The organism is Actinomycetospora sp. TBRC 11914 (assembly GCF_012933465.1).
In the GTDB taxonomy this organism is placed as follows: Bacteria; Actinomycetota; Actinomycetes; order Mycobacteriales; family Pseudonocardiaceae; genus Actinomycetospora.
Window position 1 is genome coordinate 37,895 of sequence record NZ_JABBND010000018.1, and the last position, 14,984, is coordinate 52,878.

Annotated in this window: 11 protein-coding genes; 7 read left to right on the forward strand and 4 right to left on the reverse strand. The window is 75.0% G+C overall.

Features of this window, described 5'->3' with window-relative positions; all coding sequences use genetic code 11:
* Window positions 1–15: 15 nt before the first annotated feature.
* On the reverse strand, window positions 16–2,271 hold the full coding sequence (locus tag HH311_RS23725; RefSeq protein ID WP_169186174.1) for a cation-translocating P-type ATPase: 2,256 nt from the start codon (window positions 2,269–2,271) through the stop codon (window positions 16–18).
* A gap of 57 nt (window positions 2,272–2,328) precedes the next feature.
* Here HH311_RS23725 and HH311_RS23730 point away from each other — a divergent pair, with 57 nt between their 5' ends.
* Genes HH311_RS23730 through HH311_RS23740 form a run of 3 tightly spaced genes read left to right on the forward strand, consistent with a single transcriptional unit; the run spans window position 2,329 to window position 6,055 of the window.
* Window positions 2,329–2,817, forward strand: a complete 489-nt coding sequence (locus HH311_RS23730; protein ID WP_169186175.1) for a hypothetical protein — start codon at window positions 2,329–2,331, stop codon at window positions 2,815–2,817.
* Entirely contained in the window at window positions 2,814–4,772 is a 1,959-nt protein-coding gene (locus HH311_RS33540) for a cytochrome c oxidase assembly protein (protein ID WP_169186176.1), read from the forward strand. Before HH311_RS23730 ends, HH311_RS33540 begins: the two co-directional genes overlap by 4 nt.
* A gap of 59 nt (window positions 4,773–4,831) precedes the next feature.
* Complete coding sequence (locus HH311_RS23740; protein ID WP_169186177.1) at window positions 4,832–6,055, forward strand: MFS transporter; 1,224 nt, start codon at window positions 4,832–4,834, stop codon at window positions 6,053–6,055.
* A gap of 155 nt (window positions 6,056–6,210) precedes the next feature.
* On the opposite strand, the gene ilvA is transcribed toward HH311_RS23740, so the two are convergent.
* The gene (ilvA, locus tag HH311_RS23745; protein ID WP_169186178.1) at window positions 6,211–7,485 is read right to left on the reverse strand and encodes a threonine ammonia-lyase IlvA; all 1,275 of its coding nucleotides are present in this window, start codon (window positions 7,483–7,485) and stop codon (window positions 6,211–6,213) included.
* Between the two features lie 356 nt (window positions 7,486–7,841).
* Between ilvA and htpG the strand changes: the two genes are divergently transcribed.
* Genes htpG through HH311_RS23765 form a run of 4 tightly spaced genes read left to right on the forward strand, consistent with a single transcriptional unit; the run spans window position 7,842 to window position 12,861 of the window.
* Window positions 7,842–9,758 (forward strand): molecular chaperone HtpG, encoded by a 1,917-nt coding sequence (gene htpG, locus HH311_RS23750; RefSeq protein WP_169186179.1) that lies wholly within the window; start codon window positions 7,842–7,844, stop codon window positions 9,756–9,758.
* On the forward strand, window positions 9,755–10,783 hold the full coding sequence (locus tag HH311_RS23755) for an LLM class flavin-dependent oxidoreductase (RefSeq protein ID WP_169186180.1): 1,029 nt from the start codon (window positions 9,755–9,757) through the stop codon (window positions 10,781–10,783). Before htpG ends, HH311_RS23755 begins: the two co-directional genes overlap by 4 nt.
* A complete protein-coding gene (locus HH311_RS23760; protein WP_169186181.1) occupies window positions 10,776–11,999 on the forward strand; it encodes an amidase in 1,224 nt (407 codons plus the stop codon). The genes HH311_RS23755 and HH311_RS23760 overlap by 8 nt, the downstream gene beginning before the upstream one ends.
* A 4-nt stretch (window positions 12,000–12,003) precedes the next feature.
* Window positions 12,004–12,861: an NUDIX hydrolase gene (locus tag HH311_RS23765; protein WP_211190715.1), complete on the forward strand. Its 858-nt coding sequence runs from the start codon at window positions 12,004–12,006 to the stop codon at window positions 12,859–12,861.
* Window positions 12,862–12,868: 7 nt separating this feature from the next.
* Here HH311_RS23765 and HH311_RS23770 read toward each other — a convergent pair whose 3' ends face one another.
* Together HH311_RS23770 and HH311_RS23775 are read right to left on the reverse strand one after the other, a co-directional pair.
* Window positions 12,869–14,116 (reverse strand): cytochrome P450, encoded by a 1,248-nt coding sequence (locus HH311_RS23770; RefSeq protein WP_312030360.1) that lies wholly within the window; start codon window positions 14,114–14,116, stop codon window positions 12,869–12,871.
* 49 nt (window positions 14,117–14,165) lie between these two features.
* Complete coding sequence (locus HH311_RS23775) at window positions 14,166–14,957, reverse strand: enoyl-CoA hydratase/isomerase family protein (RefSeq protein WP_248293006.1); 792 nt, start codon at window positions 14,955–14,957, stop codon at window positions 14,166–14,168.
* Window positions 14,958–14,984: the final 27 nt, after the last annotated feature.

Genomic DNA, 14,984 nt, shown 5'->3' on the forward strand with positions numbered 1-14,984 from the left:
GACGACCACATCCGTTCACATGCGGCGCAGCCGCACGCTCGACGACACCACCAGCACGCTCGACAGCGCCATCGCCAGCCCGGAGATGAGCGGGCTGAGCAGGCCGAACGCGGCCAGCGGGATCGCGGCGACGTTGTAGCCGAAGGCCCAGGCGAGGTTGCGCCGGATCGTGGTGGCGGTCCGGCGGGCGAGCTCGAGGGCGTCGGGGACCGCGGCGAGGTCGTCGCGCACGAGGATGACGTCGGCCGCCTCCAGCGCCACGTCGGTACCGGCGCCGACGGCGAGGCCGAGGTCGGCGGCCGCGAGGGCGGGACCGTCGTTGATGCCGTCGCCGACCATCGCGACGCGCGCGCCGCCCGCCTGCCGCTCGGTGATCGCGGCGACCTTGTCGGCCGGGAGGACCTCGGCGACGACCTCGTCCACTCCGATCGCCGCGCCGACGGCCCGGGCCGCGCCGGCGCGGTCGCCCGACAGCAGCACCGTCCGCAGCCCGGCCGCGCGCAGCCGGGCGACGGCGGGCGCCGCGGAAGGCTTGACCTCGTCGGCGAGCTCGAGGACCGCCACCGCCACGTCGTCGGTCTCGACCACCACGAGCGTCGAGTCCGCCGCCGGCTCCGGCGCCCACCCCGGCAGGTCACCGGAGGGCCGGCCGAGCCGCACGACCACCCCCTCGACGGTGCCGCGGGCCCCCAGGCCCGGCAGCGCCGCGAAGTCGCCGACCTCGGGCAGCACGCCGACCTCGTCGCGGGCCCGGGCCGCGACCGCCCGCGCGACCGCGTGCTCCGAGGAGTCCTCCACCGCGCCGGCGAGCCGCAGCACCCGCGCCCGGTCCGCCTCGGGGGCCACGTGCACCGTGCGCACGGTCATCGCGCCGGTGGTGACGGTGCCGGTCTTGTCGAGCACGACGGTGTCGACGGTGCGGCTGGACTCGAGTGCCTGGTGGCTCTTGAGGAAGATGCCCTCACGGGCGCCGCGGCCGGAGGCGACGAGCATCGCCGTCGGGGTCGCGAGACCGAGCGCGCAGGGGCAGGCGATGACCAGCACCGACAGCGACGCGGAGAAGACCGCGCCGGCGTCGCCGCCCGCCAGCCACCAGCCGAGCGCGGTGAGCACCGCGAGCCCGATCACCACCGGGACGAACACCGAGGAGATGCGGTCGACGAGCCGCTGCACCGACGCCTTCGACGCCTGCGCCGACTCGACCAGCCGGATCATCCCGGCGAGCTGGGTGGCCGAGCCGACCGCGCTCGCCGTCACCACCAGGCGTCCGCCGGTGGCGACGGTGCCGCCGGTGACGGGGTCCCCGGCCGCGACCTCGACGGGCACCGTCTCCCCGGTGAGCATCGACCGGTCGACCGCGGACGTCCCGGACTCGACGACGCCGTCGGTCGCGATCTTCTCCCCGGGCCGCACCACGAAGCGGGTCCCGACGGCGAGGGCGGACGCCGGCACGCGGGTCTCGGTGCCGTCGGGGAGCAGGACGGCGACGTCGCGGGCGGCGAGCGCGGCGAGGGCCGCCAGCGCGTCGCCGGCGGAGCGCTTGGCGCGGGCCTCGACGTAGCGCCCGGCGAGCACGAACGTCGTCACCGCCGCGGCGACCTCGAGGTAGAGCGGGCCCACCGGGTCGAGGAACACCGACAGGGCGCCGCCGGCGGCCGGATCCGGCAGGTGACCCAGCAGGATCGAGCCGAGCGACCACACCGTCGCGGCCGTGATGCCGAGCGAGATCAGCGTGTCCATCGACGACGCGCCGTGCCGGGCGTTGATCACCGCCGCCCGGTGCAGCGGCCAGGCCGACCACCCGACGACGGGCGCCGCGAGCGCCACGACCACCCACTCCCAGCCGGGGAACCGGGCGGCGGGCAGCACCGAGAGCACCAGGGGCAGGTCGACCAGCGGGATGAACAGCACCGCGGCGACCACGAGGCGGCGCCAGAGGTCGGCGACGCGGTCGTCGCGGGACGGGACCCGGGCCGTGTCGTCGGGGTCGTGGGGACCCTCCTCCGGCGCGCGCAGCGGCGTGGCGCCGTAGCCGAGCTTCGCGACGACGTCGACGACGGTGCGCCGGTCCACCGCGGGGTCGCGGAGCACCGTGGCCCGCTCGGTGGCGTAGTTGACCGTGGCCGTGACGCCCTCGACCTTGTTGAGCCGGCGCTCGATGCGGGAGGCGCACGCTGCACAGGTCATGCCGGTGAGCAGGAAGTCCTCGCCCGCTCCGTGCCCGTCCGCACGGTCCTCGGCGGCGACGGCGATCGCCGTCGAATCGGTCATGCCCCGATGGTGCGCCCCCGGCGCGGGTGCGCGCACAGCGGGTGTCACCATCGAGCCGTGACCAGCACCAGCGCGTCGGGGTCGGGAGGGACGTCCCCGGTCGAGTCGGAGGAGCCCGCCGAGGTTCCCGCACCGGGTCACGACGACGAGGCCCCGTCCCCCGCCGGGGCCACCGGCGCGGCGACGTTCGCGCTGGTCGTCGCGGTGATGGCGCTGGTCAGCTCCTGGACCGGCTGGGGCGGGATGGTCCTCGGCCTGGTCGCGCTCGTCGCGGCGCTGGTGGCCCTCATGCGGGTGCGCTCGGGCCGCGCGGTGGGCCGGGCGAAGCCGGTCGCGGCGCTCGTCGTCGCGCTCGTGGCGTTCGTCATCGGCACCGCGGTGGAGTGGCCGACGCTGGAGAGCGCGGTGACCTACCTGCACGCCTCGCAGGCCCGGACGCTCGACGAGTGCATGCGCCAGGCCATCAACGAGAAGGAACAGCACGTCTGCAAGACCCAGCACCTCGCCGAGTACCGGGCCCGGTACCCCGGACGCCTCGACCCGTGATCCGCCGGCTCGTCCCTGCGGGGGTCGCGGGCGCGGTGACGGTGCTGATGGCGGCGCTCCTGCTGGGGCGCTCGGCCTACCCGGTCCTGGGGCTGGCCGACCCCGGCGAGCTGGTCCGGCTCGGGCTGCCCGTGGTGCGGGTGGCGGCGGCGGGCGCGGCGGCGGTGGCCCTCGGGGTGCTGACCCGCGCGGTGGTGCTGGCCGACGGCGCGGACGGCCCCTCGGCGGGGGAGCGGTCGGCCGGGTCCGCGGCGGCGTGGACGTGGGCGGTGCTGTCGCTGGCCGCGGCCGTGCTGACGGTCGCCGACGTGTCCGGGGGCCTCGCCGCGCCGGGGCCGGACCTGGTGGTGCAGCTCGTGGTGCGCGCCGCGCCGGTGGGCTGGCTCGCGACGGCGGCGGGCGCCGCGGTCGTCGCGGTGTGGGTGCGCGAGGCCCGGTCGTGGTCCTCGACGCTCGGGGCGGGGCTCCTCGCGTGTGTGGCGCTGCTCGGTCCGGTGGTGACCGGGCACGCGATCGACGGGGTCGGCAAGGACCTCGGCACCCCCGCCGTCGGGCTGCACGTGGTGGCGGCGACGGTGTGGCTGGGGACGATCGGGGCGCTGCTGGTGGCGGTTCCCGACGACGAGGCCGTCCGAGCCCGGTTCGTCGCGCGGGCCGGGGCGGTGGCGACGGTATGCGCGGTGGTCACGGTGCTGAGCGGGGTGCTCGCGGCCGCGGTCCTGGTGCCGTCGGTCGGGGAGCTGGCCACCGCCTACGGGGTGCTGGTGCTCCTCGCGGCGGCGGTGACGGTAGTGGTGCTCGGGGTGCTGGTCCGGCGCCGGCTGGCGATTCGACGACGCGGCTTTCCTGCCACTGGATGCACGCCCTATCGGCGTGCTCCCCTTGATCGCTCCGCTGGCACGTACGCCTCGCTCGAGCTCGTCCTGCTCGCCGTCGTCACCGGGCTCTCGGTGGCCATGACCCGCGCCGTCCCGCCGGTGCAGGCGCCGTTCCACACGACGCCGACGGAGGCCGTGCTGGGGTTCGGCATCCCCGACCAGCCCTCGGTGGGCACCCTGGTCGGCGCGTGGCGGCCCGACGTCGTGCTCGTGACCCTCGCCGTCGTGCTCGCGGGGGTCTACGGACGGTGGCTGCGGCGGGTCGCGGGCTGGCCGACGGGGCGCGCGGTCGCGTGGTTCGCGGGGTGCGCCGTGCTCGTCCTCGCCAGCTCGTCCGGGCTCGGCCGCTACGCCGACGCCCTGTTCAGCGCGCACGTCGCCGAGCACATGCTGCTGAGCATCGTCGTGCCGGTCCTGCTCGTGCTCGGCGGTCCCGTGACGCTGGCCCGCCGCGCGCTGCCGGAGGAGGGGGACACGCAGCGGAGCGGAGCATCGAGACAGGACGCCCGCGACCGGCTCGAGGCCCTGCTCGACGCCCCCGCCCTGCGGCTGCTGGCCCACCCCGCCGTCGCCGCGGTGCTCGTCGTCGGCTCGCCGTTCCTGCTCTACCTCACGCCGGCGTTCTCGCTGCTGCAGCCGCTGGGCTGGCTGATGCCGGCGATCTCGCTGTGGTTCCTCGGCGTGGGGTACCTCTTCTTCTGGGTGCTCGTCGGCGTCGACCCGGCGCCCGGGCCCCGGCTGCCGCACGTGGCGCGGCTGGCCGTGCTCGTCGCGTCGATGCCGTTCCACGCCCTGTTCGGTGTGATCCTGCTCGCCGCGGACCGGCCGGTGGCCCAGATCCCGTCGACGCTCGCCGCCGACGGCGGGGGCGGCCAGGTGTTCGTCACCGACTTCTACTCCCACCTGCGCCTGCCCTGGGCGGTCGACCTGCTCGCCGACCAGCACGTCGCCGCCCTGCTCGCGTGGGGGATGGGCGACGTGCCGTTGCTCGCCGTCGTCGTCGTGCTGCTCGTGCAGTGGCACCGCGAGGGCGCCGCCGAGGATGCCGCGACCCGGGATCTGCTGGCCCGGACCTGATTCTCACGATGTGGGACGTGTCTCGCATTCTGGCGGCTCCTGAGGCATGCTGACGACTCGTGAGCGCCGACCCGGACACCGACGAGGCCCCTCCCGCCGCGAGCCGCCCCCGCCGCCGGTGGGCGATCCTCGCCGTCGGGGTCCTGGCCCAGACCGCGGCGTCGTCGTTCGTCTACGGCGTCCCGTTCCTCGTCCCGACGCTGCGTGACGAGCGGGGCCTCTCGCTGGCGCAGGTCGGGGTGCTCGTCGCCGCCCCGACGACGGGCCTGCTGCTGACGCTGGTCGCGTGGGGGTTCGTGGTGGACCGCGTGGGGGAGCGGTTCCCGATGGCGGTCGGTCTCGGGCTGGCCGGCGTCGTCGTGGGTGGGGTGGCGCTGTCCCCGCCGTCGTCGCTGGTCGCGATCGCCCTGCTGCTCGGGGTCGGCGGGATGGGCGCGGCGTCGGTGAACGCGGCGAGCGGACGGCTGATCATGGGCTGGTTCGCCGTCGACGAGCGCGGTGTCGCCATGGGCATCCGCCAGACCGCGCAGCCGCTCGGGGTGGCCGTCGCCGCGCTGGTCCTGCCGGTGCTCGCGGGCGTCGAGGGCCCGTTCGTCGCCCTGGGCTGGACCGGGCTGGCGTGTCTCGGGGCCGCGGTGCTCGTCGTCCTCGTCGCCCAGGACGCGCCCCGCCGCGCGCCGGCCGCGCACGAGCCGACCGGCAACCCCTACCGCGTCCCCACGCTCTACCGTCTGCACGCCGCATCGGCGCTGCTGGTGCTCCCGCAGTTCGCGATCTCGGCGTTCGCGCTGGAGTACCTGGTGCGCGAACAGCACTGGCAGGCCGGGATCGCGGGGGTGTTCGTCGCGGTCGCCCAGATCCTCGGCGCGGCCGGGCGGATCGCGACGGGCTGGTGGTCGGACCGGGTGGGCTCGCGGCTGCGCCCGATGCGCCAGCTCGCGGTCGGCTCGGCGGTGGTGATGCTGGGGTTCGCGCTCGGGTCGGCGTGGGTGCCCCTGATCGCGGTGGCGGCGATCGTGGTCGGGGCGATCGTGACCGTGGCCGACAACGGGCTCGCGTTCACCTCGACCGCCGAGATCGCCGGTCAGGCGTGGTCGGGCCGGGCCCTCGGCGTGCAGAACACCACCCAGAACGTGGTCGCCTCGGCGGCGCCGCCGGTGCTGGGCGCGCTGATCGGCGGGACCAGCTACGCGATCGGGTTCACGGTCGCGGCGCTGGCCCCGCTGCTCGCCGTGGTCGTCACCCCGGTCCGCGCCGAGGGGCCTCCGGCCCGGGAGCGGTGACAGGGGCTCCGAGTGGGCCTCCACGGCTCGCGCGGCAGCCCTCCGGGTCCACTCGGCAGGGGTCGAGGCCGGGGACCGGCGGCGTCGAGTGGGCCTCCACGGCTCGCGCGGCAGCTCTGGTGGTCCACTCGGTGCGTGCGCGGGGCCGCGGCGTCCTACACGAGGAACCGGAACGCCGGCGAGCCCGGCTCGAGCGCCTCGATCTGCAGCGGGGAGCGGGCCATCCGCTCCAGCAGCGGCTCGTAGTCCTCGCGCTGTCCGATCTCGACCCCGACGAGCGCCGGGCCGGACTCGCGGTTGTCGCGCTTGACGTACTCGAAGCGCGTGATGTCGTCGTCGGGGCCGAGGACCTCGTCGAGGAACCGGCGCAGCGCCCCGGGCTCCTGCGGGAACTCGACGAGGAAGTAGTGCTTCAGCCCCTGGTGGCGCAGCGAGCGCTCGATGACCTCGGCGTAGCGGGAGACGTCGTTGTTGCCGCCGGAGAGGATCGCGACGACGGTCTCGCCCGGCGTCAGGTCGAGCTCCGGGCCGTCCGCGCGCAGCGCCGCGCCGGCCAGCGCGCCCGCGGGCTCGGCGATGATCCCCTCGGTCTGGTAGAGCGCCAGCATCTCGGTGCAGACCAGGCCCTCGTCGACCGCGATGAGCTGTGCGCCCGACCGCCGGATCAGCGGGAACGTCACGGCGCCCGCCTTGCGGACCGCGGCACCGTCGACGAAGCGGTCGAACCCGTCCTCCTCGAGCACCACCGGGCTGCCCGCGTGGAGGGCGGCGGCGACGTTGCGCGCCCCGGCCGGCTCCACCCCGATCACCCGGGTGCGGGGGTAGGCGGACTGCAGCCAGGTGGCCGTCCCCGCCAGCAGCCCGCCCCCGCCGACCGGCACGACGACGACGTCGGGCGCGTGCCCGAGCTGCTCCACGACCTCCGCGATCACCGTGGCCTGCCCGGCGACGGTGCGGCTGTCGTCGAAGGCGGGCACGAGCGTCGCGCCGGTCTCCTCGGCGAACGCGGTGGCCGCCGCGGAGGCCTCGTCGTAGGTGTCGCCCTGCACCACGAGGTCGACCACCTCGCCGCCGAGCGCCGCGATCCGCTCCCGCTTCTGCCGCGGGGTGGTGCTCGGGATGAGGACCCGGCCGCGCACACCGTGGGCCCGGCAGGCGAACGCGAACCCCTGGGCGTGGTTGCCGGCGCTCGCGCAGACCACCCCGGCCGCGCGGGCCTCGTCGTCGAGCTGGGAGATGAGGTTGTAGGCGCCGCGCAGCTTGTAGGAGCGGCCGACCTGCAGGTCCTCCCGCTTGAACCACACGTTGGTGCCGGAGGCGGCCGAGAGGCGGGGGTTCTGCTGGAGCGGGGTCAGTTCGGCGATGCCGGTGAGACGCTCCGCGGCCTCGAGCACCTGCTTCTCGAACGCCGTCCCGTCCCCGCCCGCCATCGCGCCGCTCCCTGCTGATCCCGATCGTCTGGTCCGAACGGCTCATGGTAGGTGGCCGGACTCGAGGGCGGTCCGAGCGCCCCGTCCAGGGGGCAGGGAGAACCGGACGAACGGGACCCGAGGCTGATCGATTTCCTGGCGATGGTCGCGGCCGACTGTCCGATCGGGGTGATCGTCGAGCGACGGCTGGACGTGCTGCAGGTGCGGTCGCTGCCCGTGAGCTGCCGGGATGAGCGGGGCCGGAGGGGAACGCCCTCGAGAAGTGGTCGCCACGGTCGTCCGAGAGGGCTGTCGGCGGTCCCGTTTATCGTGGTGCCCGGACCCGCCGACCGCACGCGAGAGGACGCAGTTCTGCGATGACCGAGACGATCGAGTTCCAGGCCGAGGCCCGTCAGCTGCTCCAGCTGATGATCCACTCGATCTATTCCGACAAGGACGTGTTCCTGCGGGAGCTGATCTCCAACGCCTCGGACGCGCTGGACAAGCTGCGGATGGAGTCCTACCGGGACAAGGACCTCGGGGTCGACACCTCGGACCTGCACGTCGAGCTGCGCACCGACGCCACGAACCGGTCGCTGACGATCACCGACAACGGCATCGGGATGAGCCGTGACGACGTCGTGAGCCTGATCGGCACCATCGCGAAGTCGGGCACCGCCGAGACGCTGGCCAAGCTCCGGGACGCGCAGGCCGCGGGGAGCGAGGAGGTCACCGCGGAGCTGATCGGCCAGTTCGGCATCGGCTTCTACTCCAGCTTCATGGTGGCCGACCGGGTCGAGATGACCACCCGGCGCGCGGGCACCGAGGGCGGGGTGCACTGGGAGTCGGCCGGCGAGGGCACCTACGAGCTCTCCGAGGTCCCCGACGCGCCGCAGGGCACCAGCATCACGGTGCACCTCAAGGCCGAGGACGCCGAGGACGCCCTGCACGACTACGCCGACCCGGCCGTCGTGAAGCGCATCGTCAAGCGCTACTCGGACTTCATCACCTGGCCGATCCTGCTGAACCCCGGCGACGGCACCGTGGTGGAGGGCGCCGAGGAGGAGTCCGAGCCGGAGTCCTCGAACGAGCCCATCAACTCCCGCAAGGCGCTCTGGGCGCGGCCGCGCTCCGAGGTGACCGACGAGGAGTACGCCGAGTTCTACCGCCACGTCTCGCACGACTGGCAGGAGCCGCTCGAGACGATGCGGTTCACCGGCGAGGGCACCTTCGAGTACCAGGCGCTGCTGTTCCTCCCGAGCCACGCGCCGATGGACCTCTACTACCGCGACGCGAAGCGCGGCGTGCAGCTCTACGTCAAGCGCGTGTTCGTCATGGAGGACTGCGAGGCGCTCGTCCCCGAGTACCTGCGGTTCGTCAAGGGCGTCGTGGACGCGCAGGACCTCTCGCTCAACGTCTCCCGCGAGATCCTCCAGCAGGACCGCCAGATCCAGCTGATCCGCAAGCGCCTGGTCAAGCGGGTGCTGCAGACGATCACGACGATGCGCGGCGAGAGCCCGGAGAAGTACGACACCTTCTGGTCCGAGTGCGGCCGGGCGCTCAAGGAGGGGCTGCTCACCGACGCCGAGAACGCCCAGGCGGTCCTCGAGGCGTCGGTCTTCCCCTCCACGCACGACCCGGAGAAGCCGACCACGCTGGCCGACTACGTCGCGCGGATGCCGGAGGGCCAGGAGTCGATCTACTACGTCACCGGGGACTCGCGGGCGAGCGTGGAGAACTCGCCGCACCTCGAGGCGTTCCGCGCCAAGGGCTACGAGGTCCTGCTGCTCACCGACCAGGTCGACGAGGTCTGGGTCGGCGTGGTCCCGTCGTACGGCACGGGGGACGACGCGACGCCGTTCGCCTCGGTGTCGCAGGGCGACGTCGACCTCTCCGACTCCGCCGACAAGCCCGAGGGGTTCGACGACCTGCTCTCCTGGATGACGACGACGCTCGCCGACGACGTCGCGGAGGTCCGGCTCTCGACCCGCCTGACCACCTCGCCGGCCTGTCTCGTGGGCGAGGTCGGGGCCATCCCGCCGCAGCTCGAGCAGATGATGCGGCAGATGGGTCAGGAGATCCCGGTCCAGAAGCGGACGCTCGAGCTCAACCCCGGGCACCCGCTGGTGGAGAACCTCCGGGCCGCCCACGAGGCGAAGCCCGACGACGCCGGGGTCGCCGAGACCGCCTCCCTGCTCTACGACATGGCGCTGATCGCCGAGGGCGGGGAGCTCAAGGAGCCCTCGGCCTTCGTCGGGAAGCTCGCCCAGCGGCTGGCGGCGACCCTCTCGTGAAGATCGGCGTCGACAGCTTCGTCGCCAAGGTCACCGACCCCGACACCGAGCGGGTCGTCGGGCCGGTCGAGCGCTTCGCCCAGCTGCTCGAGGAGATCGAGACGGCCGACCGGGCCGGGCTCTACTCCTACGGCATCGGCGAGCACCACCGCAGCGAGTACTACGACGCGGCACCCGCGGTGATCCTCGCGGCGGCCGCCGCCCGCACCGAGCGGATCCGGATGCGCTCGGCCGTCACGGTGCTGTCCGCGGCCGACCCGGTGCGGGTGTTCCAGGAGTACGCGACCGTCGACCTCATCAGCGGCGGGCGGGTGGAGCTCGTCGTCGGGCGCGGGTCGTTCATCGAGGCGTTCCCGCTGTTCGGGCTCGCGTTCGAGGACTACGACGAGCTCTTCACCGAGAAGCTCGACCTGCTCCTGGCGATCCGCGACCACGAGCGGGTCACGTGGTCGGGGAAGCACCGCCCGGCCCTGCGCGACCAGCCGGTCTACCCGCGGCCGGCGCAGGACCCGTTCCCGATCTGGGTCGGGGTCGGGGGCTCGCCGGAGTCGTTCGTGCGGGCGGGGGTGCTCGGCCTGCCGCTCATGGTCGCGATCATCGGCGGGGAGCCCCGGCAGTTCGCGCCGCTGATCGACCTCTACCGGCGGGCGGGGCGGGAGGCGGGCCACGACCCGGAGCAGCTGAAGGTCGGCCTGCACTGCTTCGGTTTCCTCGGCGACGACGTCGCGAAGGCCACCAACGCGTTCTGGCCCGGCTGGCAGGACATGTTCACGACGATCGCCGCCGAGCGCGGCGGCATGCCGCCGACCCGGCGGCAGTTCGACGCGACCCGCGGGCCGGACGGCGCGTACTTCGTCGGGGATCCCGACACCGTCGTCGCGAAGGCCCGACGGGTGTCCGAGCAGCTCGGCGGGGTCGACCGCATCAACCTGCAGATGACCAACCCGCGGCTGCGCCACGCCGACCTGCTGCACTCCATCGAGCTGCTCGGCACCGAGGTGGCGCCCAAGCTGGCCGATGCCTGAGCTGCACGCGGTCGTCACCGCGCTCGACGAGCGCCCGGGCACGACGGGGCCGCTCGCCGGGTGGCGGGTCGGCGTCAAGGACAACGTCGCGGTCGCGGGGGTCCGCTCCACCCGGGCGTCGGCGTTCTTCGCCGAGCACGTCGCGGCGGCCGACGCCACGGTGGTGACGCGGCTCCGTGCCGCCGGGGCGGCGATCACCGCGACGCTGAACATGGCCGAGTTCGCGCTCGGGGTGACGTCGCAGAACTCGGTGCACGGCGGCGTGGTCAACCCGTGGGACCCGGACCGGATCCCCGGTGGGTCGAGCGGCGGGTCGGGTGCCGCGGTGGCGGCCGGCCTCGTCGACGCGGCGCTGGGCACCGACACCGGCGGCTCGGTGCGGCTCCCGGCGTCGATGTGCGGCGTCACCGGGCTGCGCCCGACCTACGGCACCGTGCCCGAGGACGGCGTCTTCCCGTGCTGCCCGGAGACCGACGCCACCGGCCCGCTGACCCGCACCGCCCGCGACGCCGCGCTGGTCACCGCGGTCCTCGCCGGGCGGGAGCCGGTCGCCCCGGAGCCGCACCGGCCCGCCGTCGTCGGGATCCTCACCCTGCCCGGTGACGTCGACCCGGCGGTCACGGCGAGCGTCGAGGCGGCCGTCCGGGTCTTCGCCGACGGCGGCGCAACGCTTTGGGAGGTCACGGTGCCGCGGCTCGGGGAGGTCCGCGAGGATCTCTACACGGTCGTCTACCACGACCTCGCGGCCCGGCACGCGCAGCGGCTGCGCGAGGCCCCGGAGCGCTTCCACCCGGACACGCTCACCCGGCTGCGTCTCGGGCTCGGGCTCACCACCGACGACCGCGAGCGGGCGCTCGAGCGGCTCGCCACGTTCCGCGCGGGGGTGGAGGACGCGCTGGCCGGGGCCGACGTCCTCGTGTCCCCGACGGTGCCGGTCGACGTGCCCCGGGTCGGCGCCGAGCCCGACGTCGTCGCCCTGACCAAGCGGGTCGGCGAGCTGACCGCGCCGTGGGCGGTCCACCGCGGGCCGACGCTCTCGGTCCCGGTGGGGCCGCACCCGGCGTCGGGCATGCCGGTCGGGATGCAGCTCACCGGCCGGCCGGGCGCCGACGACGCGGTGTGTGCGGCGGGGGCGTGGTTCCAGGAGCGCACCGACTGGCACGCGCAGCGTCCACCGTCACTCCCGTCGACGCCCTCGGCCGGGTCGGCGGTGTGATCAGATGGGGTCCGTGATGGACCCGACCGCCCTGCCCCCGGGCTTCGCCGACCAGCTGGCGGACTACACCGCGCGGGCCGCCGCACCGGTCGAGGCGAAGGTCGCGGCGTCGACGATCCTGCTGCGCGACGGCGCGGCCGGCGTCGAGGCCTTCCTGCTGCGCCGGCGCACGCAGATGGCGTTCGCGGGCGGGATGGTCGTCTTCCCCGGCGGCGGGGTGGACCCCCGCGACGCGACCGACGACGTCGGGTGGGCCGGCCCGCCGCCGTCGACGTGGGCGCAGCGCCTGGGTCTCGACGACGCCGCGGCCCGCGCCGTGGTGTGCGCGGCGATCCGGGAGACGTTCGAGGAGTCCGGGGTGCTGCTCGCCGGGCCGGACGAGGCCTCCGTCGTCGACGACACCTCCGGGGACGCCTGGGCCGAGGCCCGGCGGGCGCTGGAGGCGCGGGAGACCGCGTTCACCGACGTGCTGCGCGACCGGTCGCTGGTCCTGCGCACCGACCTGCTCCGGCCGTGGACCTGCTGGATCACCCCGGAGTTCGAGCCGCGGCGCTACCGCACCTTCTTCTTCGTGACGGCGAGCCCGGCCGGGCAGCACGCCGTGGCCGGCTCCACCGAGTCGGACGCGGCCGGGTGGCTGGGGGTCGGGGAGGCGCTCGACTCCGCGGGCGAGAGCGTCGCGATGCTCCCGCCGCAGTACTGCACGTTCCTCGAGCTCGGGCAGTACGCGACGGTGAGCGACGTCCTCGACGCGGCGGACCGGCCGATCCCCGACCCCGTCATGCCCGGCCTGGACACCGCGGCCGAGCCGGTCCGGCTGCTCCTGCCCGAGCGCTACGCCGCGCTGAACCGGACGGCCTGACCCCTCCTCACCACGTCACGGGCAACGTCTCCACGCCGTGGATCAGCGCGTCGTGGCGGTACTCGAGCTCGGCCGGGTCCGCCGCGAGCGCGAGGTCCGGGAAGCGCCGCAGCAGCGCCGAGAACGCGATCCGCAGCTCGATGCGGGCGAGCGGGGCGCCGAGGCAGTGGTGGATGCCGTAGCCGAACGCGACGTGGGGGAGCGGCTCCCGGGCCAGGTCGAGGTGCTCCAGGTCGCCCGCCGCCAGCGCGGGGTCGCGGTTGGCGGCGCACAGCGACGCGGTCACCATCGTGCCGGCCGGAATCTCGTGGGTCCCGACGACGACGTCGCGGGTCGCCATCCGCGGGAACCCGGCGGACACCGGGGAGACCAGCCGCAGCAGTTCCTCGACCGCCCGGGACAGCGGTGCCGGGTCCGGGGCGTCGACGGCGGCGCGCATCAGGGCCATCTGGGCCGGGTCGCGCAGCAGTTCGAGGGCGCCGAGGGCGATGACGTTGGACGTGGTCTCGTGGCCGGCCACCAGGAGCAGGTTGGCGAGCCCGGCGAGCTCCTCGTCGTCGATGCCGCCCTCGGCCGCGGGCCGGTCGCCGTGCTCGCGGACGAGCATCCCGATGAGGTCGTCGCCGGGGTCGCGCCGGGCCCGTGCCACCAGCGTCCCCATGTAGGCCCGGGAGGCGATGATGACCTCGGAGCGCTCGGTGGGGGTGAGGTCGGAGCGCAGCGTGCGGAACGCCCGCTCCTGGAACCCGTCGCGGTCGGCGTAGGGCACGCCGAGCAGCTCGCAGATCACCAGCGACGGGACCGGCAGGGCGAAGCCGGCGACGAGGTCCGCCGGGGGACCGACGGCCGCCATGGCGGTGAGGGCGTCGTCGACGATCGCCGTGACCCGCGGTTCGAGCGCCCGCATCGCCCGCACCGTGAACCGGCGGGTGAGCATGCGGCGCAGCCGGGTGTGGTCCGGCGGGTCGAGCGCGAGCAGCATCCCGCTGCGTCGCCGGTGCATCTCGGCGGGGGTGAGCTCCGCGGCGAAGCCGGGCGGCGGTGGCACCGCCTCGAAGCCGAAGGCGGGGTCGCCGTGGACGGCGCGGGCGTCCTCGAACCCCGCGACCAGCTGGGCCCGGTGACCGGCGAGCGTCGTCACCGGGCAGACGTCGTCGTGCTCCCGCAGGGCCGTGACCGCCGGGTCCGGGTCGAGCCCGTCCCGGCGCAGGCCGAGCGGGGGCGGGGCGGGGGCGACGTCCGGCTCGGTGGTCACCCCGCGACCCTGCTCCATCCACCCCGGGGAACGGAAGAGCACTCCCGGCTCATGCTCCCCGGAAGACGGGACGGCGCTTCTCGAAGAACGCGTCGTTGCCCTCGGCGAAGTCGGCGGTCTCGAAGAGCCCGACCTGGACGGCCTCCTCGGCGTGCAGGGTGTCGGCCAGGGTCGCCGGCGGGTCCGCCAGCAGCCGCTTGGTGGCCGCCAGCGCCAGCGGCGCGGCGGTGGCGAGCTCCGCGGCCACCGCGTGGGCCGCCGCGAGGGCCCCGCCGTCGTCGGCGAGCTCGTCGACGAGCCCGAGGGCGTGGGCCTCCTCGGCGCCGACGAGGGCGCCCCGCAGCAGCAGGCGGCGGGCCGGTCCCGGCCCGACCCGGCGGGGGAGCGTCCAGTGCAGGCCCGAGTCGGCCACCAGGCCGATGCGCCCGAAGATCGCCCCGAACCGCGCGGAGCGACCCGCGACGACGTAGTCGCAGGCCGCCGCGAGCGAGGTGCCGGCGCCGACCGCGGCACCCTCGACGGCGGCCACCACCGGCAGCGGGCCCTCGACGAGCAGCGAGATGACGTCCGCGACGAGGTGGAGCCGGTCGCGGGCGTCGGCCCGGTCGTTCCGCGGCATCGAGGCCAGGTCACCGCCCGAGCTGAAGGCCGTCCCGGCACCGGTGACGACGAGCGCGCGGCACGTCGGGTCGGCGTGGGCGGCCTCGAGGGCGGCCCGCAGCTCGCGACGCAGCGGCACACTCAGCGGGTTGCGCCGGCCCGGCTCGTTGAGCGTGAACGTCCGGACCGGGCCGTCGTCGTCGACGAGGACGAACGGGCCGGACGGCATGCGGTCGGTCATGGCGTCATCATCGCGCCCGTCCCGATC

Bases quoted from the DNA above. Each gene is read 5' to 3' on its own strand.
- HH311_RS23725 (WP_169186174.1), bottom strand. From the start codon at position 2,271: ATGACCGATTCGACGGCGATCGCCGTCGCCGCCGAGGACCGTGCGGAC.
- ilvA (WP_169186178.1), bottom strand. From the start codon at position 7,485: ATGGCGGGCGGGGACGGGACGGCGTTCGAGAAGCAGGTGCTCGAGGCC.
- htpG (WP_169186179.1), top strand. From the start codon at position 7,842: ATGACCGAGACGATCGAGTTCCAGGCCGAGGCCCGTCAGCTGCTCCAG.
- HH311_RS23760 (WP_169186181.1), top strand. From the start codon at position 10,776: ATGCCTGAGCTGCACGCGGTCGTCACCGCGCTCGACGAGCGCCCGGGC.
- HH311_RS23765 (WP_211190715.1), top strand. From the start codon at position 12,004: ATGGGGTCCGTGATGGACCCGACCGCCCTGCCCCCGGGCTTCGCCGAC.
- HH311_RS23775 (WP_248293006.1), bottom strand. From the start codon at position 14,957: ATGACCGACCGCATGCCGTCCGGCCCGTTCGTCCTCGTCGACGACGAC.